Consider the following 21,904-nt stretch of genomic DNA (forward strand, 5'->3'; position numbering starts at 1 on the left):
TGTTTTAAAAAAGTGCCGCTTTGCGGCACTTTTTTAAAAACTATACTCGTTCATGGAATGTGCGTTTAATCACATCCATTTGCTGTTCGCGAGTGAGCTTGATGAAGTTCACCGCATAGCCCGAAACGCGAATCGTAAGCTGTGGATAGTTTTCGGGGTGATCCATTGCATCCAGTAAGGTGTTGCGATCAAGCGCATTCACATTAATATGATGTCCGCCATCGTGGAAATATCCATCTAGCAATCCAACCAGATTATTGGTGCGATCGCTTTCCTGTCTGCCCAAAGCCGAAGGTACTATCGAGAAAGTATTCGAGATACCATCTTGACAATCGCTGTAGGGCAGTTTGGCAACCGATGAGAGCGAGGCGATCGCACCGCTTTCATCGCGTCCATGCATGGGGTTGGCTCCGGGAGCAAAGGGTTCACCAGCCCTACGTCCATCGGGAGTGTTACCTGTTTTCTTGCCATAGACCACATTAGAAGTAATGGTCAGCACGGATTGAGTGGGAACTGCATGACGATAGGTGGGATGTTTGCGAATTTCGTTCATGAACCTTGTCACAAGGTCGATCGCAATATTATCAACACGATCATCGTTATTGCCATATTTGGGATACTCGCCTTCAGTTTCATAATCCACTGCCAAGCCTTGTTCGTTGCGAATTACTTTTACCTTGGCATGTTTAATTGCCGAGAGCGAATCCGTAACTACTGACAAACCCGCAATCCCACAGGCCATGGTTCGATAGACATCGCGATCGTGCAGAGCCATTTCGATGCGCTCGTAGCAATACTTGTCATGCATATAGTGAATGACATTCAGCGTATTGATGTATGCCTTAGCAAGCCAGCCCATCATTTGTTGCAAGCGTTCATTGACTTCTTGATAATCAAGATATTCACTGGTAATCGGTGCAAACTTTGGTGCAACTTGATCCCCAGATTTCTCATCCTTACCACCATTGATCGCATAGAGCAAAGTCTTCGCAAGGTTGACCCTCGCCCCAAAGAATTGCATCTGTTTGCCAATTCGCATTACTGACACACAGCAGGCGATCGCATAGTCATCACCATAGATGGGTCGCATCAAGTCATCATTTTCATACTGAATCGAACTGGTGTCACTGGAAATCTTGGCGCAGAACTGTTTGAAGTTTTCGGGTAAATGTTCTGACCAAAGCACCGTTAAGTTAGGTTCTGGAGCAGCACCCAAATTTGAGAGCGTATGCAAAAATCGATAACTAGATTTGGTAACCAAAGTTCGACCATCGGCACTCATACCACCGATCGCCTCCGTTACCCATGTGGGATCACCTGAGAACAAGTCGTTGTAGTCAGGAGTACGCAAGAAACGTACCATGCGTAGCTTCATCACAAAATGGTCAATCAGTTCTTGCAATTCAGTTTCTGTAGTTAGACCATTCCGTAAATCCCGCTCGAAATATATGTCTAAAAACGTTGAAACTCGACCAAGGGACATCGCAGCCCCATTTTGTTCTTTGACCGCACCTAGATAGCCAAAATATAGCCACTGCACAGCTTCTTTGGCAGTCATTGCAGGACGACCGATATCAAAGCCATACTTGGCTGCCATTTCCTTTAGCTCAAACAAAGCACGAATTTGCTCGGAGAGTTCTTCCCGTAGACGAATGGTTTCTTCGTCCATTACGTCCAGTTCGAGAGATTCTTTCTGGGTCTTTTTGTCGTCAATCAGGCGATCAACCCCATATAGAGCCACACGGCGATAGTCACCAATGATCCGTCCCCGTCCATAGGCATCGGGTAAACCAGTGATGATCCCCGATTTCCTTGCCTTTCGCATTTCACTGGTATAAGCGTCAAACACACCATCATTATGGGTTTTGCGATACTTAGTAAAAGTTTCTTCCGTTTGGGGATCAAGTTGATAACCATAGGCTTCCAGCCCAGCCTTAACCACACGAATACCACCATAGGGCATGATCGCGCGTTTCAAAGGCTTATCGGTTTGTAAACCCACAATTTGTTCTAGTTCACGATCAATATATCCAGCATCATGAGCCGCGATCGCTGTAGGAATCTTTGTATCAACATCCAATACCCCTTTTTCGCGCTCTAGCTTCATTAGTTCCAAGACTTCCTGCCAAAGCTGCTGTGTTCTTGCGGTTGGTGCAACTAGAAATTCGGCAGATCCTTCATAGGGAGTGTAATTCTTTTGGATAAAATCCCTAACGTTAATTTCTCTTGTCCAACTGCCTTCCGTAAAGCCCTGCCATTCTACATACATTGCTTTAATCTCCAAATTTTTTGCGAAAGATTAAAATCAATTTATCTTTCTATTCCATTATAGATTTACCTACAAGTTCCCAAGAGAATGCTGTTAATGTCATTACAAAAGTTAACTACGCGATCGACTCATCACATCGCTAGATGACAACAAAATCTTGGAGTTAGTTAGGTCATGAAAATTGCTGTAAATTATTTCCATTTACACAGTTGTGTGGGAGAAGTCATGAGTGGCTGTTGATATTGATAAAACCCCTCAGTATTCAGCTTTGCATCATTAAACAAAATCCATTCTGTCTTTCCACCTCGATCCATAGCAGTACGAATGACTTTGCCATCTTGGAGAGACAAGCGCCCTTCTTGATCCCAGTTAAATTCAGTGTTTGGAATGCTAATCCATTGACTACCACCCCAAGACATTGCTAGAGCTTCGCCTGTAACCAGACTACCTTGCACTTCACCGCGAACACAGATCAAGTCATCCGTATGAGGGTAGCCATAATATCCATCCACGCGATCGCCTATTTTGGCAAAATTAAAACAGACCCCTGCGCCATTGCGCCAATCTTGGGGTTGTGGTTGACTACAAAACTGATAGTTGCCATTTGATAGTGAGGCGATCGCATTTTGAGCATTGGCTTTGTCACTAGAGAGGAATAAACCCATCGAGATAGCTATCAAAATCACGCCGCAGAACTTGAGGAGATTGTTCTTGCCAAACACAATTGCATCACCCCCTAATAGGAAGTTGCTTGTATCTATATTCTACTCCTTTACATTCACAACAGAGGGCGGCGCGAAGCGCCGCCTTCGCAATTTGGGATTACAGCGCCAAGCGCTTTAATCTGCGACAAATGGCTTAAACATTAATCGGAACTGTGCGATCGCCGCTCTCGTCAAAATTGGCAGAACAGGAATTATACAGACAGCAGAGAAGCCAATGAAAACCAGAGCGATCGCCTTGAGCGTGATAACCGCCTTATTAGTTAGTATTCCCAGCTTTGGTAGGGTCGCTGCCGTAGCCGCTGCACCAAAGGATTTTGAACCTGAAGAAAAAATCACAATGGAAGTCTATCGGTCAGCAAATCCTGCGGTAGTAACCATCAAGACTACGAATAGCACTGGCTCAGGCAGCATCATTACCCCTGAAGGCTTAGTAATTACCAATGAGCATGTCATTCGTGACGCAAAAAATGGGCTGGTCAAAATTATTAATACTGAAGGTAAAACCTATAACGGACAGGTTCTCACGGTCGATCGCAAAAATGATTTGGCTTTAGTGCGGATTAACTCTAGCGATCGCTTTCCAACCCTAGTATTTGCTGATCGCGAAAATATTCTTGTCGGTCAAAAAGTATTTGCGATCGGTAGTCCCTTTGGATTGTCAGGCACACTCACCACAGGCATTCTCAGCCGTGTCGCAACCAATGGCGATCTACAAACCGATGCCAGACTCAATCCTGGGAACTCTGGTGGCCCATTGCTCAATTCTCGTGGTGAAATGATTGGTGTAAATAAAGCGATTCTTAGCCCCGATGGACGTTCCAATTCAGGAATTGGTTTTGCCACAAGCGCCCCCATCGCCAAAGAATTTCTCACCCGTAGCGCCGCAATCATCAAACCCAATACTGTTGCCAGTCTTCCTAGTTCTCAGACAAAAACAGCACCTGCCCTATCGCCCCAAACCACAGCTCCAGCGATCGCCTCGGCACAAACCGCACCACAAACTGCACGATTAACAGAACGTCCCCAATTAGGAGTAATTCTCAATCCAGCGAGCCTCACTGTTTATGAAGTGCGTCCCAACTCTCTCGCTAGTCTCATGGGTTTACAACGGGGCGATCGCCTGATTGGTTTAAATGGCGCACCAATCAGCGATGCGAAACAAATTGTTGATTATTTAGCACAGCGTCCATCGACTGCAATTTTGACCATAGCCAGAAATACAGGTATTACCAACTATCAAATCAAATTCTAAAACCCAAAAGAGAAATGGCGGCGCTTCGCGCCGCCATTTCTCTTTTGGGTTTTAGACCTGCGCTAAGCACAGGTTTTTAAATTTGAGAAGATACATCGATCTCTCGTAAGAATTTAGCGCTATCCTCTGGCATCGCTGGATTAATGTACATGCCACTACCTAGCTCAAAGCCTGCGGCTTTAGTTACGCGCGGCACGATCGCTAGATACCAATGGAAATAGTCAGATTGCCGCTCATCGGTGGGCATAGAGCGAATTGTATAATTGTAAGCAGGATTATTTAAACCATAATAAAGCTTAGCTAGCACTGTTTTTAGACTATAGGCAAGATCCACTAATTCAGTGTCGGTAATATCACCAAAGCAGGAAACATGTTGACGAGGAAATACCCACAGATGGAAAGGTGAAAGCGCCGCATAGGGGATGAACGTAACAAAATGTTCTGTTTCTAAAACAATTCGTACTTTTGCCTTTAATTCATCTCGGAGCGTATAGCAGAATAAACATTCGCCCATATCATCAAAATAACTAGTTGCTTCAACCATCCGATAGCGAATCTGTGAAGGCACAACGGGCGTGGCAGTAATTTGTGAATGGGGATGCTCTAAAGATGTCCCTGCACCCTCACCATGATTTTTAAAGATGATGATGCTTTCAATACGCTTATCTTCACTAATAACGTTATAGCGCTGACGATAAGCTCTGAGAATATTAATCACATCACCAATTTCCATTAAGGCGATCGTGACATTATGAGCGGGATGTTCAATCAAGACTTCGTGATAGCCCACACCTGTAATCGAGCGATGAATACCTTCACTATGACGAATGCGATCGCCGATGGGAGAAAGCGCGGGATATTTATTTGGGATAATCCGTACTCGCCAACCATGTTCATCTTCTATGCGTAAATATTCTGTTTCCGATGGATTTTCATTGCCTTTACAAAAAGGGCAGCTATGTTTATAAATTGGTAATTTTGGAGGAATCTCATCAAGCGATCGTATAAACTCATGGGGACGCTTCGATCTCTCTGTGGCAAAAATCACCCAGTCTTTAGTGATCACGTTTTGGCGGAGATGTGACATAGCAATTTACGAGGTTTGAGCGCTAAGTATCAGAGAAAACTACAGACTGATTGCGCCCCTGCTGTTTAGCACGATAAAGCGCGGTATCGGCCTGCTTGATCAGTGTTGCTGGCTCTTGCATAGAATTTGGTAGCAGACTAGCAACGCCGAGACTAATCGTAACTATATCGCTGATACTAGAACTTTGGTGAACAATACCTAAATTTGTAATCGCAATCCGAATCTGCTCCGCAACTATCAACGCACCTTGAATATCGGTATTTGGTAAAATTATGACAAATTCTTCACCACCATAGCGAGCTACTAGATCCGCAGGACGAGATATAACTTGTTTGACTCTTTGCGCGATCGCCGTTAAACAATCATCGCCCATTTGATGTCCGTAAAGATCGTTATAGAGTTTGAAATAATCTATATCAAACAATATCAAAGCGATTGGTTGTGCATTACGGCTCAGTCTGCCCCATTCCATTTTCAGGCGATCGTCAAAACATCGACGGTTACCAACTTGGGTCAATCCATCAATATTCACTAACTTTTCTAATTCTAAATTGGCTTGTTTGAGAAGACTTTCACTATGTTGTAATTCTGTAGTTCTCTCAATTACTTGCAATTCAAGATTTTCCATTGCTTGTTTGAGAGATATCTGTGCTGCATTTTTCTCATCAATTACCGCAGAAAGAATTAACGATGTTAAAGCTAGCACTGCCATAAAAGATTGCAGTAGTAATAAAGATGCGTTGGGTTCATTGGGAATATAGAGTCCATGATTTTTTGCCGTGGCTAAAATCGCTATTAGGGAAACGATACTCACTAATAAGCTCGCAAAAAAACTGCCATACCGAAACACTGTCCAAATCAGAATTGGTAGAAATAGATAAGCTAAGGGATAGCCACTCACAAAAGCAATCCAGCTAACACCTAAAAATATGCTCAGTCCTAATCCTATTTCCCAATATTTATCTTGAATATTTTTATTCTTGTATGTATCAGCGAAGTTTTGCCATAGCAGTAAGGTCGGGGTAAAAATTAAATGTGGCAGCGCACTACCTAGCCACCAAGTCATCCAACTAAGTACATAACTCGTCCATGGGATGACTCCAGTCACCCAAAGGCTCGTAATCCCAAACGATGCGGATACAGTCGGCGCAAAAACTGCTGCCAGAATATACAAAACGACTGTATTCACATGACTAAAAATATCTTTGTGCCGTGCAAACCTTTTAATTAGATAGGTGGCAATCATTGGCTGTAGAACGTTTCCACAGGCACAAGCCATCAGAATTAATACGAGATTAAAAACCGATAATGATGGGATGGAGTTTGATAAACCTAGGGTCAGGGCATAGGTAGAGCCACAAATAATTCCTAAAATGACGCGATCGCCTAGTAAATAAACTAGGGCTAAGGTCATCCCTGAAGGAAACCAAACTGAAGCGACTGTACCGGGTAAAGTCGCAAATTCATGACTAATCCTTACCCCATAAGCATAGGCAATTGCTATCAACAGATTCAGAATAATAAATTGAGCAATTCCCCTCTGCAATAGCCAATTGCCTTTCATGTAATACCCTATGAAATTATCAGGCTTTTCTTATTTTACAGCCTATATAACCTCTTTTAGCATCCAAAATCCCGCAAAATGTTCGATATCTGGGCTAGTTTGTACTGCTAAGAAGTGAAATCCTTGAGAGTTTTGTTTGGATTTCTCAAAAGCGGCTCCCTGTGCGATCGCCTCTTTATCTTTAGGTGCTTGCAAATTTGCCAAAACCCATCGGGCATCTGCACTAGCTTCTAGTTGCATCTGTGTGCGATCGCCCAATAAATTGCGCTCAAACTTGATAAACACAGGATCAACCCCTGACATCCAAGCCGCTAGAGCCGTCGCCCTTGCCGAAATAATAATGATCCCTGAAATGATGGTATCGGGATCAAGATGCCTGATATCTAGCAGTTCGCTAAAGTCCATCGACCATTCTTTCGCATCTGCAAAATCACCTGCCTTCAGCGATACCAAGACCCACCGCTCACCCATCAGCGCATCAGGAACAGGCTTGGGGGCTTGGGCTGCTAATACTTTTAATGGCAAAGGATTAGGATCAACGGCTTGAAAGCCATCACGATTAGGATAAATGCTCGCCATTCTCTCCACTAACCAAGCTGACATCGTAAATACCCGCCGTGATGCTTGTCCAGTAATGCCTGCGAGCTTACAACCACGCATAATAATATTGGTCATGCTAGGACGGAAAAAGCGGATCTTAACGGGAGTTTGTCCTGTGCTATTTACGCAGTCAGTGAGTTGCTTGGCTAACCATTCGGAGTTGACTTCCGTAGATGGACATTCGCGCACCCATTCAAACTGGCGATCGCGATCGCAGATCAGCAATTCCCAAACTTTTTTATTATTGCTATCCAGTAAGGGACGGGAATAAAAATCTAACTCCCAAATATTCGACATAACTTAATTTCTAACTTGACTTTGTATAACATGGCTTTTTTCATGTTATCGCGATCGCTACCTCTAGAGTTTTTTAGGTGTGGGATTTTAGCTAGGCGATCGCGAATATAGGCAGTTGTTTCCGCAAGTCCTGCAAAGTAGTGCAGCAAATTAGGATGAGTAAGGGTTATTCAAAATTTAGAGCAAGGCTAATCCATGTTAATATATCAAATGTGATATAAAGAAATATGGACAATCAAAGTAAACCTTTAGTGTGGCTGCATGGAGAAGTTAAGACTCCGCCTTTCAGCCAAGAAATACGGGTAGAAACAGGTGTTCTACTTAGGCAATTGCAGCAAGGATTGTCTCTCAGATTACCTCATTCTCGTCCTATGCCAAGTTACGATGCTGACTAGCAGGATTAATGCGATGGATTTAGATAAAAGAGCGCGTTTGGAGTCTAAGGGCTGGAAGGTCGGTACAGTTTCAGATTTTTTAGAGTTAACACCTGAAGAATCTGTTTTGGTAGAAATTAAGTTGGCTCTTAGTCAAAGCTTGAAGGAGCGTCGGCAAAAGCTGATGACTCAAAGTGAACTTGCTTCTAAGATGAGTTCTAGTCAGCCTCGGATCGCTAAAGCTGAAAATGGTGATGCTTCTGTTTCTATTGAGTTATTGATTAGGGCAATGTTGGCGACTGGTGCGACTCCTCAAGATATTGGACAGGTTATTGCTGGCGTAGGTTAAGCGATGGTTGCGGCAAGTCGAGATATGTCGATAGATGCGTTGCTAAAATTTTATATTGGGCACGGGTTACGCGAAGATAAGGCTAAGTTATTTAGCGATCGCAAATCTCTCCACGAAAAAGGCGATCGCTAAGAAATAAATCCCAAACAATTATAAAATTCATGGTTCAATTTTTTCGCTGTATGTTCTAGGTTATAAGAGATCTAACATTGAGGCAACAAAATGGAAAATCAATTAATTGTAAGAGATCCTGAAATTCTCTCTGGAATACCTATATTTAAGGGAACTAGAGTTCCTGTAAAGAACTTAGTTGATTATCTGGAGGCAGGAGACTCTCTGGAAGATTTTTTAGATGACTTCCCAACTATGCAGAAAGAAAAAGTAGTGAAGTTTTTAAATCTATCAATCAAATATTATTTGGCACATGATTATGAAAGTGCTGCTTGATGAGTGCTTGCCCAGCAAATAAAAAGGCTAGTATTGTAGATGTCTCTAATTACATCAATTAATCATGAAACACATCAAAATTTTGGTAGAAAAGCATCCAGATGGTTATTTGGCTTATCCTCTAGGTATTCAAGGGGTTGTGGTTGGTGAGGGAGATTCCTATGAAGAGGCTCTCAATGATGTGCGATCAGCTATTTTATTTCATGTCGAAACTTTTGGGCGATCGGTTTTAGATGATGTTGATGTAGCTTTTTGCTTGTAACAAAGAAATTCTGTGAACTCTTTAACTTGCAGTATTGATTCTTCTGGAAGTAGTTCTAGTAATTCTAAAAGTTGTTGCTTTACTTTCTGTTTGTCACTTTGTTGATGAGCGTTTATTGGATTTATTTGATGAGGATAGAGCGTTTCTACATCTAGAGTGTCACGAAATGCTTCGGGATCGTTTTGAGATGTTTCGATCATATCGCCTTCAGTGGTGAACTTTAGCCATCCCCCAAATAGTTCAACTAGGTAAGCTTCGCCATCTTTAAATATTTCCACGATCGCACCATCAGTCCCTTGGGGGGCTGTTCCACCAGAGTGAAGCTGAATTTCTTGATTTAAGGTGACGGAATCAAACATTTGAAACTTACTCATGTTTTTGCCTCCTGCTGCGTTGTGGTACTGCTGTTACAAATCTAGCAATGTTTTCGCCTTTCAGTACAATCCAAGCTGTGAGGATTTCCCTTGATTGCTCATACCGATAAGTTGATGATTGCTTGCCCCAAAAATAAAAAGGTTAGTATTATAGATGTCTCTAATTACATCAATTAATCATGAAACATATCAAAATTGTGGTGGAAAAGCATCCAGATGGTTATGTGGCTTATCCTCTAGGTATTCAAGGGATTGTGGTTGGTGAGGGAGATTCCTATGAAGAGGCTCTCAATGATGTGCGATCGGCGATTTTGTTTCATATCGAAACCTTTGGGCGATCAGTTTTAGAGTCTGAGTCTTCAGTGCTTGAGGCTTTTGTAGCTGAGGCAAGTGTGTAATGGCTAAGTTTCCTGTTGATGCGCCGAAGTCAAAGGTAATTAAGGTGCTTGAGAGTTTTGGATTTTCGATAGTACGAGAGAAGGAGCATATCTCGATGGTCAGACAAAATGCTGATGGAACAACGACTCCTTTAACTATGCCAAATCATAAGCTGATTAAGGGTTCTACGCTTAGAAGTATTTGTACTCAATCGGGGATTTCGCGGGATGATTTTATTGCTGCTTATGAGCGAATATGAGAGATAGCTTTTTTACAATTAATTCCAACTGTTAAAACTAACCTGTCTAGAAATCATAGAAATGTACTCTTACACTGCTATTTTTAGTTTGTCTTCACAAAATCATCTTTGGTTTCAGTGTTTTATCAGAGATATTTTGCTTGACGATGAAAATCCAGTAGAATTTTTTAAAACTGAGAAATATCAACTATTAGCGACAAGAAATTTCATATTTTACAAGTCCGATCATGAAGAAGAAGTCAATAATAAGCATTTTGAGACTGAAGCAATAAATGTAATCGTAAAAGCTCTAAAACGTCTGGAATTTGCTTATGTAGCGCTAGATGAAAATCTCATTTGGCATACCACTGATATCATGAACAAATATGGATATTTAACCCATATTAAAATATCAAATCATGCAAATCAAGACGAATCTATTGATTCACTAGATATATTTGGAAATGCTTCTAGTGGGATTTCTTTCCCAAACTCAAATATCACCCTATCTTTTGATAAGATAAATAAAATATTAGAGGTTGTAGAAAACAATCTTGATGAATATATTGATCGATTTTTAAGTCTTAAAAAATCAAGTGTAGATCCAGTTTTGCATCTAATGAATTTGTATTCCTTGTATGAGTATATTAGTGAAATAAATGCATCAATTAAAAGTTTATTTAATAAGGAAATAGAAGGAAAATCAATAGAACAAAATGGTAATATCAAAAAAATTACTTTTTCTAAAAAATTCAAAAATGCTAGAAATTTTGTTGCACATGGTTCACTTCATGGTATTGAAACTTTACTAGTTCTAAAACAATTCTTACCAAGTGATTCTGGAGGTAATTCACTTTCATTTAGCCGCTACAACTCAGAGCATATTAATTTACTCAATGAAGTAATACATGAATCTCAATTTCTTATTTTGAAATATTTGAAGGAGACTGTAGGAATTTCTGAATGAATACATATTATGGAACTAAAGAAGCACTAAAAGTACTTCTTTGATATTAAATTACAAGTTATAGGTCTTTTCGTGATAGCAGAAGATATCCCAATCTATAAAATTCATTGTTGTGAAGACGCACAACAGACTCCCATCCATGCCAGCCTTGATCGCTGCACAAAAGCAATGCTCTAGGAAGACTAGCTTTTAATGCATTTTCAGTATTGTCAGTCCTATTCATAAACTCGATATACGAATACCATTTACCGTCAAACATATTTAAAATATGAGGTGGATAGTACCAACCAACCTTTGCCCCAAACTTTCTCCAAACCTCGTAATTGTATTCATAGATTTGTCCCCCGCATTCTAGCCACACCTCTTTCTGTACACTAAACCCAAACTTCCCATCACTATAACGTACCCATAACTGGTCAATTGTCAGTAAATCTTCAGAAGGAAAGTCTTTAATATGCTTGATGTCCAACCAAAACTCTTTTTCTCTATCTGAGATATTCAACATGATCGAAGTAGTCAGTTCATCAGCATTACGAAATTCTTTTGCCTTGAGTAATCGTTCTAATTTACGATAATCGATGCCTTTAGCCGATCTCAACTCAACAGGTGATTGAGATAAATTAGAATTTGAGGCGGTTTTACTAGAAGATGTTGTCTGTTGATTTGATGCAGAATTAGGACGTGTTACCCCAACTTTATCAATATACTTCAAGGCTAAAGGCTCAGATGGATTAAGTCTCAGAGCTTGCTGAAAACTCATCTTTGCCATACCAATTAGGTTTTGATTCATGTAAACAACACCTAACAAAGCATGACAAGTACTATTATTTTCATCAATTTGGATTGCACTCTTCAATTCTTGTAGTGCTGATTTCCATAACTTTTGAATGATATAGCTTTCAGCTTGGCGAATATGCCGATTGATCAAGCTATTAGATTTACTTGAACTGCTATTTTGGGAATTATTTTTGTTAGAGGGTGGTGCTTGCTTATTTGGTATAGCTGAAGGAATTGATACAACGTGAGTTCGACGGAGTAGACAAAAGCAAAAGAAAAGCTGAGACTAGGTTTGAAGAACTAAAAGCCTCAGCAATATGAACAATATCGTATCGCACTTGGATATCACGCGAATCTTCTGTGAAGTGGATGATTTCTGCCAAAGCTTTGAAAAACACTGGCAAAAGCAACCAATGTTGCCGTCAATGATAGGAGAAAGGAAAAGTCGGTCAAGAATGAGGTTGAGTGAAGTAATAACCATAGCGATCGCCTTTCATGGGTCAGGATACAAGACCTTCAAAGAGTTCTATACCATGACCGTATTACCGTTTTGGCGAAAAGCTTTTCCCAACTTGGTAAGCTACAACCGCTTTGTGGAAATAATGCCATGGTCATTGATGTTGCTATGTTGCTTCCTGCATACGCGCAAAGGGGAAGTGACAGGAATATCGTTCATTGACTCAACCCCAATTGATGTCTGCGTAACCTTTCGCGCCCATGCCCACAAAGTATTTAAAGGAATGGTCAATTGGGGTAAAAACTCAATTGGTTGGCACTTTGGCTTCAAACTGCATGTGATTGTTAATGACAAAGGAGAATTGCTTGCCTTTAAACTTACTCCCGCTAATGTTGATGACCGTGAACCTGTGCCTGACATGGCTCAAGACCTCTTTGGCCAGCTATTTGGTGACCGTGGCTATATCTCCCAAAAACTCTTTGAACAGTTGTATCAACAGGGTTTGCAACTGATTACCAAGCGTAAGAAAAACATGAAAAACTGTCTGGTCAAGTTGATCGACAAAATTCTACTTCGTAAGAGAGCAATTATTGAATCGGTCAATGACCAACTCAAAAACATTTCTCAGATTGAGCATTCAAGACACCGCAGTATTTTCAATTTTCTCGTTAACCTTTTGGCTGGTTTGGTTGCTTATACCTATCGTGAGACTAAACCTGCTTTAGATCTTCAGTTTAAAGGCTTGCCTGCTCTTCCTCCTGCCTGCTTTTAGCCCGTCGAACTCACGTTGATACACGGTGTTCTGCTTGTAACTCTTCGGCTTTAAAACTATAGATGCCAGAAGAAGTATTAACAGAAGTTGATGTTTTTCGCCCAACACCTAGCTCTTGTAAACTCTCTGTAACCGAATTGGGACGTTCTTTAACCCTGTAAGCAGTGAGTTGATCCAATAACTTCCCAAACTTATCACTCACTACTTTCCCATTCAAAAACTGTCGCCATTGATATTCATTTTCCAAAACGTCATAGAGCGTAAACGGTTCCACATTCGTGAGCAAATGCAAACAAGTCACACCCAACCCAAACAAATCGCTCTGAAACACCGACTTACCCAAAATTTGCTCAGGAGCGCCATAACTCGGCTTCCCGATGCCCGTCCCCGTCTTTGCCAATAAAGTCGCCGTTGCGTGTTTTGCCGCCCCAAAATCTACCAGCACCAACTTTTGATCACTACGCCGCCGAATGATATTGTCTGGCGAAATATCACGATGAATTACTAACTTGCTATGCACAAACTCCAAGATTTGCAGAACCTCCACCAACACATCCCGCACCTGCTGCTCACTAAAAGCACCAACTCGCGATAGTTCCTGCTCCAAAGTCTCACCATCGATAAACTCTTGGATGAGATACTGCTTGCCTTCATGAATTGTGAAAGATAGAAGTTCAGGAATTTGCGGATGCTTACCCAAATCATCGAGCCGCTTTGCCTCCTGCTCAAATAACCTGATCGCGACATCCAAATTCCCTTGACTGGCATTAGGATTGATCGTTTCAAACGCAAACTGCTTAATCACACAACGCGGCTGTGATGGCTTCGACTCATCCTGAGCCAAGAAAGTCTTACCAAATCCCCCCTGTCCGATTACCTTCAAAGCTCGATAACGCTCTTGAATTTGTAACTTCGCACCGCATTGGGTGCAGAATTTGGTGGTTATGGAGTTTGCGCGATCGCAAGCAAGACAAAGACAGTTACTCATGCCGAATGAAATTTTTTGGAAAGCTATCTTTGATAATTATGACATTTAGATAGGATGATGATCCATCATCATCGATTACCTCAAAGCGATCGCCTTACAAATCAACTCAAACAAAAAAGAGGAGCAAACAATGTTTGCTCCTCTTTTTTGTCAAATAAGCTCAGTTATTAATTGGACTATTGGACAACCACTTTGCCTGCCATACCAGCACCACGGTGAGGAGAGCAGTAGTAAGCAAATTCACCAGCTTCGTTGAAGGTGGACTCTAGCTCAGCCTTAGGCTTTTGAGCTAACTTCTTGTGAGAAAGTTCTTCATGACCATCAAACACGATGTTGTGGGGGAAAGCTTTGTTATTCACCCATTTAACAGTGTCGCCAACTTTGATTGTGACTACCTTAGGTTCAAATACTAGTTGACCACCATCAGAACCCATCTTCACAGTGACGGTATCAGCCGACGCAGGCGAAGCTGTGATGAAAAGGCTACCAACAACAAACAAAAGGCTAGCGATCGCTAGACCTAGCTTTTTCGCAAAGGAAGAAATATTCATAATTAACTACCGACTAAAATTCAACTTGACCTGCACTAATTCGACTCGACTCGAACTAAAGCAACTAAAACACGTAGAGAAAAAGCTAATAAAATTAACTTTTTATTTAACTAGACCGTGACTCGACTAAAAGCACAGAATTCTAGTTTAATAATATACCTTTCCGCCGCCCCAGCCGATACCTTTGACCTTAGGTTCGTAGAGGATATAACCTGCAATTAGCTTGAGGTCATTGTCGGTAAGACCACGCATGGTGGGGAAAATGTCGGTACTCTTGAGGCTGGGGTGAACGTCGTAAATTTCGGTTACACCGTCATAGGTAGTAGGCTTCTTCATGAAATCCACCAAACCGAGAACGTTGTTACGGACAGGATTTGCACCAGCCAAGGATTCGGGAGAAAGGTTAACGTTAGGATTGGTGAAAGTTGCACCGCCAAGGTGACAGGTAGCACAGGCATTAGAGAATAATTTCTTGCCCTTAGCAATATCCTTTTGAGTTAAAACAATATTGGTAGTTTCGTTAAGGGGAACTGTACGCAGCTCGATCGGAATATCGGCGGCGCTGACACTGGAAGTAAAAAGCTGGAAGGCTAGCATTACGAATGCGATCGCCACCGCTAAATATTTAAAAGAATTTTTGTTCATAATTACGGACATAACTTAATTTATCTAAGTTTATCTAAAAGAATTTAACCTAATCTCAAAGATTTATTGCGATTTTGCGATCGCGATTACTCTTTAGATTTTTTAGGGATTTTTGGAAGAGGTTTTAGAATTTTGGGCTTCGGATGCCATGATTACAGCTTTTGCGTCTTCCAAAGCAAGTTTGGTTTCGGCATCTTGGTAAGCGATCCCAAGGCGATCGCATAATTTAAAAACAGACTCAAGGGTGAGTTTGTAGTCTTCTGCGATCTCAGCGATCGAATAATCAGCAAAGCCCATAACAATACTCTTATCTAGTTAATTCTAGAGACGTTTGTGCTATTTTCTCATGCAAAGGGGAGACAAAACCTAAAAAGTAAAGGCGGCGCGATGCGCCGCCTTTACTTTTTAGGGCTTAACTAAAATGGCTTTAACTTACAGCAATTACCGATCAAACAAACCACAAGAAAATTTTTGAAAGTGTTGCAAAGCAACACTTTCAAAAATTTTCTTGGTTTGGGTTTGAGCACGAAGCGCTGTTAGATAATAAAGACAGTAGTAAACAGTGAACAACAATGACAGACGCTTCTAATAATTCACCTGTTGATTTACCTGTTGATGTTGCAGTTAAGGCGGCGATCGCAGTTACCCAAGCACCTGACGAAGTGCTGATCAATCGTGAAATTGCGATCGCAGGGACAGCAGATTTTTCTCAAGTTTTACAAATTTTGGTGCAATTGCCCAACGATGCCACTGTAGCGGTACAAACTGACCCAAACACGGGAATTTGGCAGGCAAAAATTGCGGCAGGTTTTCCCAATGCATCGGCGACATTTTTGCGGGTACGGGCTATAGGCGTAAACAATCTGCTCTTGACGGAGCTAATCGTCAATATTTTAGTCAAGCTGCCAACAATTTCCCTAGTCACCAAGCAAGGGACTCTCTTCAAAATCTCACCTGCGGATTCCGCAACCTTACCACCCAACGCCAAGGTCGAAGTGACGGCTGGGCAAACCTTTGAAGTTTTGCGTTATGGTGCTGTCGATGGACATATCAAGGTTTTGCTCAAGCAACCGATCGCCCCTGTTGGGGAATTTGGTTATTTCTATGCGCTCCATGTGGATTTGATTGCCCCAATTACGCTGACAGTGAAGCAAGACACAGTTTTTAAAATCTCCAATGCTGCTTCGATGGCTCTGGCTTTTAATCAGAAGGTATCGATAAAGGCGGGGACAGAATTGTTATTGGATAGCACCTATGAGTTCGCTGATCACCATATCAAAGTCAAGCTTGCACAACCCTTAGCCCCTGTAGGACAAGATGGTTACTTTTTCCTGCCCCATGTGGAGTTGTCGAAACTAGGTGAAGCGATTGATTTTACGAACCCTGCGGATGTTGACAATATTCAGATCAAGGGCGCGATCGCCACGGTGATCACTGACACTTTTTTGAAATCATCTTCGCAGGATGCCAGTAGACTCTCCAATTCGCAAAAAATCATGGTCAAAGCGGGTACGACCTATCCGATTAGTGGCTATGCTGCGGTTAATGGTCATTTTCGGGTGAAGTTTACCTCAGAGATTCCGCCTATTGGGGATGTGGGCTTTTTCTATGAGCGCCATGTCAGCATTACCAAAAATGGCAAAGCGATCGCCTTTGACCCAGATATGAAAACGCTGACCATCAGACAAAATACGGTACTCAAAAAACGCCCCATCGATTCGCGCCAGTTAACAGCTAGTGAGTTAGCACCTCTCACCGCAGGCGATGTTTTTGGGGTGGATAGCTATAGTCTCACCGATATTCATTTTCAAGTCACCTTAAATGAAGACGTACCCCCCCTAGGAAAGTCTGGGTTTGTATTTACGGGGCATGTCAATCTCAAGCAAGGGAATAAGGCGATCGAGTTTACGCCCAAGCGCAAAGTTTTAGGTGTTCCCTATTTTTCGCAGTTAGATAATCCCCGTGATCCTTTTGTAACTTGCAATGTTACTTCGATCGCGATGGTGTTGGCTTTTCATGGCAGGCGATCGCGCAATCCCCAACAACAACTAGAGGATGAGTTATATCAATGGGTAATCGATCGCTACGGTAGACAGGCGCGGACTGATAATTCGGTTTTGCAAAAGCTGTATCAAGCCTATGGCTTTGGTGGTGGCTTTAGTACATCTCGCACATGGTCACAAATCAAACAAGAACTCATCGAAAATCGCCCCGTTGTGATCGGTGGCTACTTTACCCACGGCGGACATATCGTTTGTATCATCGGCTTTGATGAATTTGGCTACATTGTCAATGATCCCTATGGCAACGCCCTCACAGGATATCGCCAAACTGAGGGAAAAGGTTTGCGCTATCCCTACATCTACATGCGCGACATGTGTGGTGTCGATGGCGATGTCTGGGCGCATTTTATCTTGCCAAAATAGAATTAAGCCTTTGCTATGCAAGGGCTTATTTCTATTTTGGCGCTTTGCGCTGAATGCAAACCCAGAGAGATTTTTGAAAGCGGCGCTTCACGGCGCTTTCAAAATAACTAAAGCTTCAATAGATGTAATTTAGTTGGAGAAATCAATTATGGAAGAATTGCTAGAGCTACGCTCGTTACTAATTGACGGCAATATCTCCGATGCGCTGTTGTTGGTGGAGGAGATGACAGAGATGAGCAAAGATGACAAAATCAACAAAATTTCTAGCTATGCCAAAATTCTCCTCTTGCATCTAATTAAACGCGCTGCCGAACAACGCACCACAAGATCATGGGATCTGTCGATCAAAAATGCCGTCAATGAAATTCAGAAAACTAATCGGCGGCGCAAAGCTGGCAGTATGTATCTTGATCGCCAAGAATTGACTCAGGCGATCACTGAGAACTATGACATTGCCCTAGAGTTAGCGGCGGCTGAAGCCTTTGGTGGTAAGTATGAGGCAGATGCGCTAGGCACAATGGTTAATCAAGCAGAAATTGTCCAAGAGGCGATCGGGCTGATCAATTAGAAAAGTTGCAAAGCACCTTTTCTAATTAGGCGATCGCCGATCCATCGATCACATCTTGCCAACGCCCATTACCCACAGCCCTTATAGCTTCTTTAAGTTGAATATCACCTGTATAAATCGCTTTACCAACGATCGCCCCTGTCACACCAACGGACTCTAGGGAGAGCAGATTTAGTAAATCCGTAATCGAGCTAACCCCACCTGACGCAATCACAGGCACATCGACATTTTCGGCAAGTTGACGCAACGCTTCGATATTTGGTCCTTGCATCGTGCCATCGCGATGGATATCCGTGTAAATAATTCCTGCGATACCCACAGAAGTCATCCGTTTCGCTAGATCCACTGCCATTACTTCCGATGTTTCCAGCCAGCCTCTAGTCGCGACTTTGCCATCACGGGCATCTATACCGATCATGATTTGTTCAGGAAATTCCGCGCAAATATCGGCAATTAATTGCGAACTCTCCACCGCCGCCGTTCCCAAAATCACCCGACTCACGCCAGAGTTCAGCACTGACACGATACTTTCGCGATCGCGCAATCCGCCACCCATCTGCACACGCATTGGAATTGAACGAGCGATCGCCTCAATTACCTTTAAGTTTTTGGGCTTGCCTTCCTTTGCACCATCCAAATCAACTACATGCAAATACTTAGCGCCTTGACTGTACCAGCGTTGGGCAACCTCTACGGGGTCTTCACCAAATACTTCTGATTGTTGATAATCCCCCTGATAGAGCCTGACACAGCGTCCATCTAAAATATCAATTGCGGGAATTACATCCATAATTTTTACCTACGATCCCAGAAGCTTATTTTAGCTAGATTTAGCGATCGCGGTATAGTACAAATCAAGGAAAATCAAATTTATGGCTTTACCGTAAGATAAAAAACCAGTTTTTGATGGCGCGGCTCCGCCGCGCCATCAAAAACTGGTTTCGTCTATGGCTAGAAACCGATAAATTGGTTTTTATGCAGTTTTTATTTAATATTTGCCAAACTCAAAATTTGTCCCCTATGAAATCGCCTAAGCAGTCAGTATCGCAACGGTTAATGTCTATTGGTATCGTGATTAGCGTTGTCTTTTTGCTGATGGCGATTCTTGCGCCGTTCCTGCAAGCCATAGGGGTATTAACCAATCCCAGTGAATTTCTCAGCAATCCGATCCATCAGCCACCATCACCACAACATTGGTTTGGCACAGATTTACAGGGGCATGATGTATTTACAAGGACGATCGCTGGTGCTGGTGTGGCATGGCAAGTAACGATCGCCTCAACGGTAATTAGCTTAGCGATCGGCGTACCCTTAGGGATGCTAAGCGGCTACAAGGGCGGTTGGTTGGATCGCGGCTTAGTGTTTCTGATGGATGCGCTGTACACTTTGCCCAGTCTATTGCTTTCGCTGACGATCGCCTTTGTGGTCGGTGCTGGTGTCTGGAATGCGGCGATCGCGCTCAGTGTTGCCTATATCCCTCAGTATTTTCGCGTAATCCGAAACCAAACTGTAAGTACCAAAACCGAAGTTTATATCGAAGCTGCTCAAGCGATCGGTGCTGACACGAAAACGATCCTCATCAAATATCTCGCGCCCAACGTGATCCAAAGTTTACCCGTAATTTTCACTCTCAACGCTGCTGATGCGATTCTGACTCTGGCAGGTTTAGGCTTTTTGGGCTTAGGCATTCCCGAAGATGTGCCTGAATGGGGTCACGATCTCAAGCAAGCTCTAGATGCGCTTTCGACTGGTGAAAATATCTGGTGGACAACTGTTTTTCCTGGTTTAGCGATTACTTTTATGGCGATCGGTTTATCGCTAGTAGGTGAAGGCTTGACTCAGAGATTTAGTAGCAAGAAAACTGAAGTTTAACAACATTACAATGAGCCATCAACACACAAATAACTAAGATGAGTCAAGATAAACCAAATAATGAACAAGCACAGGGACTGTATAGGTTATGCTACCGCCTAACAAACGCTATCTATCCTAATTGGCAGTATAAAGCGATCGAGCTTGTTAGAATAGACGAACGTACTGGACATCTATATGTGCTTGCAGAAGGAAATCTTGACTTTGAGATAAAAACTACAGGAGGCTATGAGCCATGACAGACATCAATTACAACAAAATGGAATTGGATGACTTACGGAAATATGTACTTACTCATAGGGAAGATATCCAAGCTTTTCAGTCATACATTGATCGCTCGAAGGCTTCTGGAAGAATGATAGCTGTTGACGCAGCCACACCTAAATGGGAAGAAGCTCTAGAGGAAAATATCCGCCGTACAGCTAATTAGCGATCGCCGATCTTGTGGTGCGATCATTGCAAAATTATTGGATGCAATCAAGAAGCTAGGGAATCAGGAGGAGGATTTATGAGTAGATACAGTATGAATGTTCAATGGTCTGAGGCGGATCAGTTGTTTCTAGTCACAATTTCAGAATTTGCTGATCTCGTTGTCATGCCTTGTACTCATAGCGAAACTCGTGAGCAAGCAATTCATAATGGTGAAGAGGTTATTGAAATGTATTTAGAAGCTTGGCAAATGGAAAGTGAATCTATTCCTGAACCAAAGATACTTCAAGCTGCTTAGCTATGTTCAAATGAGATCACCAATCTTGTAGAAGGTGCGTTAAGGAAATGTAACGCACCTTCTTAATTTCAATTAAATGAACTTTTTACATAACAAATGTTTGTTCGTTAAGCTACGCTAATGCACCCTACCTGCTCAATCGTTAGACATCAAAGAAACTCATGACACAAAACTTCTTTGTTCGGCTTAGAACATACTTTGAGAAAGTAGGAGCAGTTCTACGTGGCGAGGCAGATTCAGCATCGATATTTCCGAACACGACTGACATAGGGGACTTGCGAGGAAATAAGATACCAATCAATTAGGAACAATGGTTATATCCCATTTGGGTAAAGTATCAGAACGTTGCCAAAATGGAAAATACTGTTTCAAGTCTTCTGGTAGAAGTTTTATGCCCTTCACATAGGCTGTTTCCACTAAATGAACAATTGGTGAAATCCCTTTCCATGTCATGTTACTAGCCCACCTTACAGCAGCATCAACAGAATCTAGAATCGTACCATGCCAATAATTTTCTAGAGCAGCCCAACAGCGTTCAATAGGATTATATTTACTGTGATAAGGGGGATAGTAAACCAGACGAATTTTCAAGTCAATCTTTTGCGATAACTCGACCATGCGTTTGATAAATTGAGTGCGATTACTGCGGGTAGCCGAACCGCCATCAAGGTTAATCACCCATTCGTCAAAGGCTGAAGCTCGTAATTGATTCTTTTGCCACCAATCACTCAAGCAATCAACAATAAAATCACTGGTTTCCGCAGACTGCCCCATATAGATTGCCAATTGGTCATTATTGGTATTGAGGATACCAAAGGGAACTAAAACTGCTGACCATTCGGTATCATGATCGTTAGCTTTTTGGGGTTCTAACGTGCGGGCTTTGCCACCCCGTGAAAGATTACCAATCTTCACKTTTGCTTTGCTATCAATCGAAA

Annotated in this window: 30 protein-coding genes and 1 pseudogene; 16 read left to right on the top strand and 15 right to left on the bottom strand. The window is 42.2% G+C overall.

Going from position 1 to position 21,904, the window contains the following annotated elements:
• Nucleotides 1-40: 40 nt before the first annotated feature.
• The 3 genes from pflB to B9G53_RS28325 all read right to left on the bottom strand — a co-directional run bounded on the left by pflB (nucleotide 41) and on the right by B9G53_RS28325 (nucleotide 3,330).
• Nucleotides 41-2,269 carry a formate C-acetyltransferase gene (pflB, locus tag B9G53_RS02440; protein ID WP_094528726.1) on the bottom strand — a complete coding sequence of 743 codons (2,229 nt, stop codon included), beginning with the start codon at nucleotides 2,267-2,269 and terminating at the stop codon, nucleotides 41-43.
• A gap of 191 nt (nucleotides 2,270-2,460) precedes the next feature.
• On the bottom strand, nucleotides 2,461-2,991 hold the full coding sequence (locus B9G53_RS02445) for a hypothetical protein (protein WP_141211682.1): 531 nt from the start codon (nucleotides 2,989-2,991) through the stop codon (nucleotides 2,461-2,463).
• Between the two features lie 117 nt (nucleotides 2,992-3,108).
• Nucleotides 3,109-3,330, bottom strand: coding sequence for a hypothetical protein (locus tag B9G53_RS28325; RefSeq protein ID WP_254923517.1), 222 nt, complete (start codon nucleotides 3,328-3,330; stop codon nucleotides 3,109-3,111).
• A gap of 1 nt (nucleotide 3,331) precedes the next feature.
• On the opposite strand from B9G53_RS28325, the gene B9G53_RS02450 reads away from it, so the two are divergent.
• On the top strand, nucleotides 3,332-4,246 hold the full coding sequence (locus B9G53_RS02450; RefSeq protein WP_254923518.1) for a S1C family serine protease: 915 nt from the start codon (nucleotides 3,332-3,334) through the stop codon (nucleotides 4,244-4,246).
• A 76-nt stretch (nucleotides 4,247-4,322) separates the two neighbouring features.
• Here B9G53_RS02450 and galT read toward each other — a convergent pair whose 3' ends face one another.
• From galT to B9G53_RS27100, 4 genes are read right to left on the bottom strand one after another with little or no spacing between them, the layout of a single operon-like run.
• Nucleotides 4,323-5,333: a galactose-1-phosphate uridylyltransferase gene (gene galT / locus B9G53_RS02455; protein ID WP_094528729.1), complete on the bottom strand. Its 1,011-nt coding sequence runs from the start codon at nucleotides 5,331-5,333 to the stop codon at nucleotides 4,323-4,325.
• Between the two features lie 22 nt (nucleotides 5,334-5,355).
• Nucleotides 5,356-6,897 carry a diguanylate cyclase gene (locus B9G53_RS02460; protein ID WP_094528730.1) on the bottom strand — a complete coding sequence of 514 codons (1,542 nt, stop codon included), beginning with the start codon at nucleotides 6,895-6,897 and terminating at the stop codon, nucleotides 5,356-5,358.
• 42 nt (nucleotides 6,898-6,939) lie between these two features.
• Complete coding sequence (locus tag B9G53_RS02465; protein ID WP_094528731.1) at nucleotides 6,940-7,794, bottom strand: Tab2/Atab2 family RNA-binding protein; 855 nt, start codon at nucleotides 7,792-7,794, stop codon at nucleotides 6,940-6,942.
• Nucleotides 7,773-7,943 (bottom strand): hypothetical protein, encoded by a 171-nt coding sequence (locus B9G53_RS27100; RefSeq protein ID WP_176453058.1) that lies wholly within the window; start codon nucleotides 7,941-7,943, stop codon nucleotides 7,773-7,775. Before B9G53_RS27100 ends, B9G53_RS02465 begins: the two co-directional genes overlap by 22 nt.
• Nucleotides 7,944-8,021: 78 nt before the next feature.
• On the opposite strand from B9G53_RS27100, the pseudogene B9G53_RS02470 reads away from it, so the two are divergent.
• From B9G53_RS02470 to B9G53_RS02485, 5 genes and pseudogenes are all read left to right on the top strand, one after another.
• A pseudogene (locus tag B9G53_RS02470) lies at nucleotides 8,022-8,174 on the top strand (type II toxin-antitoxin system RelE/ParE family toxin); the annotation flags it as partial.
• Between the two features lie 28 nt (nucleotides 8,175-8,202).
• A complete protein-coding gene (locus B9G53_RS02475) occupies nucleotides 8,203-8,517 on the top strand; it encodes a helix-turn-helix transcriptional regulator (protein ID WP_094528755.1) in 315 nt (104 codons plus the stop codon).
• Nucleotides 8,518-8,520: 3 nt separating this feature from the next.
• Nucleotides 8,521-8,649 (top strand): hypothetical protein, encoded by a 129-nt coding sequence (locus B9G53_RS28330; protein ID WP_254923520.1) that lies wholly within the window; start codon nucleotides 8,521-8,523, stop codon nucleotides 8,647-8,649.
• Between the two features lie 90 nt (nucleotides 8,650-8,739).
• Nucleotides 8,740-8,964 carry a DUF433 domain-containing protein gene (locus B9G53_RS02480; protein ID WP_094528732.1) on the top strand — a complete coding sequence of 75 codons (225 nt, stop codon included), beginning with the start codon at nucleotides 8,740-8,742 and terminating at the stop codon, nucleotides 8,962-8,964.
• A gap of 64 nt (nucleotides 8,965-9,028) precedes the next feature.
• Nucleotides 9,029-9,226 (top strand): type II toxin-antitoxin system HicB family antitoxin, encoded by a 198-nt coding sequence (locus B9G53_RS02485; RefSeq protein WP_094528733.1) that lies wholly within the window; start codon nucleotides 9,029-9,031, stop codon nucleotides 9,224-9,226.
• Here B9G53_RS02485 and B9G53_RS27105 read toward each other — a convergent pair.
• Complete coding sequence (locus B9G53_RS27105) at nucleotides 9,166-9,600, bottom strand: hypothetical protein (RefSeq protein ID WP_176453059.1); 435 nt, start codon at nucleotides 9,598-9,600, stop codon at nucleotides 9,166-9,168. The two genes, B9G53_RS02485 and B9G53_RS27105, sit on opposite strands and share 61 nt — an antisense overlap.
• A gap of 179 nt (nucleotides 9,601-9,779) precedes the next feature.
• Here B9G53_RS27105 and B9G53_RS02495 point away from each other — a divergent pair, with 179 nt between their 5' ends.
• The 3 genes from B9G53_RS02495 to B9G53_RS02505 all read left to right on the top strand — a co-directional run bounded on the left by B9G53_RS02495 (nucleotide 9,780) and on the right by B9G53_RS02505 (nucleotide 11,183).
• Nucleotides 9,780-9,998, top strand: coding sequence for a type II toxin-antitoxin system HicB family antitoxin (locus tag B9G53_RS02495; RefSeq protein ID WP_094528734.1), 219 nt, complete (start codon nucleotides 9,780-9,782; stop codon nucleotides 9,996-9,998).
• On the top strand, nucleotides 9,998-10,237 hold the full coding sequence (locus B9G53_RS02500; RefSeq protein WP_094528735.1) for a type II toxin-antitoxin system HicA family toxin: 240 nt from the start codon (nucleotides 9,998-10,000) through the stop codon (nucleotides 10,235-10,237). Before B9G53_RS02495 ends, B9G53_RS02500 begins: the two co-directional genes overlap by 1 nt.
• Nucleotides 10,238-10,298: 61 nt before the next feature.
• Nucleotides 10,299-11,183 (top strand): hypothetical protein, encoded by an 885-nt coding sequence (locus B9G53_RS02505; RefSeq protein ID WP_094528736.1) that lies wholly within the window; start codon nucleotides 10,299-10,301, stop codon nucleotides 11,181-11,183.
• A gap of 58 nt (nucleotides 11,184-11,241) precedes the next feature.
• On the opposite strand, the gene B9G53_RS02510 is transcribed toward B9G53_RS02505, so the two are convergent.
• Complete coding sequence (locus B9G53_RS02510) at nucleotides 11,242-12,111, bottom strand: GUN4 domain-containing protein (RefSeq protein ID WP_094528737.1); 870 nt, start codon at nucleotides 12,109-12,111, stop codon at nucleotides 11,242-11,244.
• Between the two features lie 187 nt (nucleotides 12,112-12,298).
• Here B9G53_RS02510 and B9G53_RS02515 point away from each other — a divergent pair, with 187 nt between their 5' ends.
• Nucleotides 12,299-13,189, top strand: coding sequence for an IS982 family transposase (locus tag B9G53_RS02515; RefSeq protein WP_141211683.1), 891 nt, complete (start codon nucleotides 12,299-12,301; stop codon nucleotides 13,187-13,189).
• Nucleotides 13,190-13,199: 10 nt separating this feature from the next.
• Here the strand turns inward: B9G53_RS02515 and B9G53_RS02520 are convergent, their stop codons facing one another.
• The 4 genes from B9G53_RS02520 to B9G53_RS02535 form a co-directional block, all read right to left on the bottom strand.
• Nucleotides 13,200-14,177: a serine/threonine-protein kinase gene (locus B9G53_RS02520; protein ID WP_094528739.1), complete on the bottom strand. Its 978-nt coding sequence runs from the start codon at nucleotides 14,175-14,177 to the stop codon at nucleotides 13,200-13,202.
• Between the two features lie 176 nt (nucleotides 14,178-14,353).
• Complete coding sequence (petE, locus tag B9G53_RS02525) at nucleotides 14,354-14,731, bottom strand: plastocyanin (protein ID WP_176453062.1); 378 nt, start codon at nucleotides 14,729-14,731, stop codon at nucleotides 14,354-14,356.
• Between the two features lie 144 nt (nucleotides 14,732-14,875).
• A complete protein-coding gene (psbV, locus tag B9G53_RS02530; protein WP_094528756.1) occupies nucleotides 14,876-15,373 on the bottom strand; it encodes a photosystem II cytochrome c-550 in 498 nt (165 codons plus the stop codon).
• Between the two features lie 102 nt (nucleotides 15,374-15,475).
• Nucleotides 15,476-15,670, bottom strand: a complete 195-nt coding sequence (locus B9G53_RS02535; RefSeq protein ID WP_094528741.1) for a translation initiation factor IF-2 — start codon at nucleotides 15,668-15,670, stop codon at nucleotides 15,476-15,478.
• A 275-nt stretch (nucleotides 15,671-15,945) separates the two neighbouring features.
• Here B9G53_RS02535 and B9G53_RS02540 point away from each other — a divergent pair, with 275 nt between their 5' ends.
• Together B9G53_RS02540 and B9G53_RS02545 are read left to right on the top strand one after the other, a co-directional pair.
• Nucleotides 15,946-17,799, top strand: a complete 1,854-nt coding sequence (locus B9G53_RS02540) for a C39 family peptidase (RefSeq protein WP_094528742.1) — start codon at nucleotides 15,946-15,948, stop codon at nucleotides 17,797-17,799.
• Nucleotides 17,800-17,947: 148 nt separating this feature from the next.
• Nucleotides 17,948-18,367 (top strand): DUF29 family protein, encoded by a 420-nt coding sequence (locus tag B9G53_RS02545; protein WP_094528743.1) that lies wholly within the window; start codon nucleotides 17,948-17,950, stop codon nucleotides 18,365-18,367.
• A gap of 25 nt (nucleotides 18,368-18,392) precedes the next feature.
• On the opposite strand, the gene hisA is transcribed toward B9G53_RS02545, so the two are convergent.
• Nucleotides 18,393-19,157, bottom strand: coding sequence for a 1-(5-phosphoribosyl)-5-[(5-phosphoribosylamino)methylideneamino]imidazole-4-carboxamide isomerase (gene hisA, locus B9G53_RS02550; RefSeq protein ID WP_094528744.1), 765 nt, complete (start codon nucleotides 19,155-19,157; stop codon nucleotides 18,393-18,395).
• Nucleotides 19,158-19,387: 230 nt separating this feature from the next.
• On the opposite strand from hisA, the gene B9G53_RS02555 reads away from it, so the two are divergent.
• The 4 genes from B9G53_RS02555 to B9G53_RS02570 all read left to right on the top strand — a co-directional run bounded on the left by B9G53_RS02555 (nucleotide 19,388) and on the right by B9G53_RS02570 (nucleotide 20,966).
• Nucleotides 19,388-20,239: an ABC transporter permease gene (locus tag B9G53_RS02555; protein ID WP_094528757.1), complete on the top strand. Its 852-nt coding sequence runs from the start codon at nucleotides 19,388-19,390 to the stop codon at nucleotides 20,237-20,239.
• A 38-nt stretch (nucleotides 20,240-20,277) separates the two neighbouring features.
• Nucleotides 20,278-20,478 carry a hypothetical protein gene (locus B9G53_RS02560; protein ID WP_094528745.1) on the top strand — a complete coding sequence of 67 codons (201 nt, stop codon included), beginning with the start codon at nucleotides 20,278-20,280 and terminating at the stop codon, nucleotides 20,476-20,478.
• Entirely contained in the window at nucleotides 20,475-20,669 is a 195-nt protein-coding gene (locus B9G53_RS02565; RefSeq protein ID WP_094528746.1) for a hypothetical protein, read from the top strand. The genes B9G53_RS02560 and B9G53_RS02565 overlap by 4 nt, the downstream gene beginning before the upstream one ends.
• Before the next feature lie 78 nt (nucleotides 20,670-20,747).
• A complete protein-coding gene (locus B9G53_RS02570) occupies nucleotides 20,748-20,966 on the top strand; it encodes a type II toxin-antitoxin system HicB family antitoxin (RefSeq protein WP_094528747.1) in 219 nt (72 codons plus the stop codon).
• Between the two features lie 297 nt (nucleotides 20,967-21,263).
• Here the strand turns inward: B9G53_RS02570 and B9G53_RS02575 are convergent.
• Nucleotides 21,264-21,904, bottom strand: a 641-nt coding sequence (locus B9G53_RS02575) for a transposase (protein WP_176453060.1), incomplete at its 5' end; no start/stop codon positions are given.

It is taken from the genome of Pseudanabaena sp. SR411, assembly GCF_002251945.1.
Classification (GTDB): Bacteria; Cyanobacteriota; Cyanobacteriia; order Pseudanabaenales; family Pseudanabaenaceae; genus Pseudanabaena.

Excerpts from the sequence above, each read along its gene's own strand:
- pflB (WP_094528726.1), bottom strand. The coding sequence starts at position 2,269 with ATGTATGTAGAATGGCAGGGCTTTACGGAAGGCAGTTGGACAAGAGAA.
- B9G53_RS02450 (WP_254923518.1), top strand. The coding sequence starts at position 3,332 with ATGGAAGTCTATCGGTCAGCAAATCCTGCGGTAGTAACCATCAAGACT.
- galT (WP_094528729.1), bottom strand. The coding sequence starts at position 5,333 with ATGTCACATCTCCGCCAAAACGTGATCACTAAAGACTGGGTGATTTTT.
- B9G53_RS02460 (WP_094528730.1), bottom strand. The coding sequence starts at position 6,897 with ATGAAAGGCAATTGGCTATTGCAGAGGGGAATTGCTCAATTTATTATT.
- B9G53_RS02465 (WP_094528731.1), bottom strand. The coding sequence starts at position 7,794 with ATGTCGAATATTTGGGAGTTAGATTTTTATTCCCGTCCCTTACTGGAT.
- B9G53_RS02475 (WP_094528755.1), top strand. The coding sequence starts at position 8,203 with ATGGATTTAGATAAAAGAGCGCGTTTGGAGTCTAAGGGCTGGAAGGTC.
- B9G53_RS28330 (WP_254923520.1), top strand. The coding sequence starts at position 8,521 with ATGGTTGCGGCAAGTCGAGATATGTCGATAGATGCGTTGCTAAAATTT.
- B9G53_RS02480 (WP_094528732.1), top strand. The coding sequence starts at position 8,740 with ATGGAAAATCAATTAATTGTAAGAGATCCTGAAATTCTCTCTGGAATA.
- B9G53_RS02485 (WP_094528733.1), top strand. The coding sequence starts at position 9,029 with ATGAAACACATCAAAATTTTGGTAGAAAAGCATCCAGATGGTTATTTG.
- B9G53_RS27105 (WP_176453059.1), bottom strand. The coding sequence starts at position 9,600 with ATGAGTAAGTTTCAAATGTTTGATTCCGTCACCTTAAATCAAGAAATT.
- B9G53_RS02495 (WP_094528734.1), top strand. The coding sequence starts at position 9,780 with ATGAAACATATCAAAATTGTGGTGGAAAAGCATCCAGATGGTTATGTG.
- B9G53_RS02500 (WP_094528735.1), top strand. The coding sequence starts at position 9,998 with ATGGCTAAGTTTCCTGTTGATGCGCCGAAGTCAAAGGTAATTAAGGTG.
- B9G53_RS02505 (WP_094528736.1), top strand. The coding sequence starts at position 10,299 with ATGTACTCTTACACTGCTATTTTTAGTTTGTCTTCACAAAATCATCTT.
- B9G53_RS02520 (WP_094528739.1), bottom strand. The coding sequence starts at position 14,177 with ATGAGTAACTGTCTTTGTCTTGCTTGCGATCGCGCAAACTCCATAACC.
- psbV (WP_094528756.1), bottom strand. The coding sequence starts at position 15,373 with ATGAACAAAAATTCTTTTAAATATTTAGCGGTGGCGATCGCATTCGTA.
- B9G53_RS02535 (WP_094528741.1), bottom strand. The coding sequence starts at position 15,670 with ATGGGCTTTGCTGATTATTCGATCGCTGAGATCGCAGAAGACTACAAA.
- B9G53_RS02540 (WP_094528742.1), top strand. The coding sequence starts at position 15,946 with ATGACAGACGCTTCTAATAATTCACCTGTTGATTTACCTGTTGATGTT.
- B9G53_RS02545 (WP_094528743.1), top strand. The coding sequence starts at position 17,948 with ATGGAAGAATTGCTAGAGCTACGCTCGTTACTAATTGACGGCAATATC.
- hisA (WP_094528744.1), bottom strand. The coding sequence starts at position 19,157 with ATGGATGTAATTCCCGCAATTGATATTTTAGATGGACGCTGTGTCAGG.
- B9G53_RS02555 (WP_094528757.1), top strand. The coding sequence starts at position 19,388 with ATGAAATCGCCTAAGCAGTCAGTATCGCAACGGTTAATGTCTATTGGT.
- B9G53_RS02560 (WP_094528745.1), top strand. The coding sequence starts at position 20,278 with ATGAGTCAAGATAAACCAAATAATGAACAAGCACAGGGACTGTATAGG.
- B9G53_RS02565 (WP_094528746.1), top strand. The coding sequence starts at position 20,475 with ATGACAGACATCAATTACAACAAAATGGAATTGGATGACTTACGGAAA.
- B9G53_RS02570 (WP_094528747.1), top strand. The coding sequence starts at position 20,748 with ATGAGTAGATACAGTATGAATGTTCAATGGTCTGAGGCGGATCAGTTG.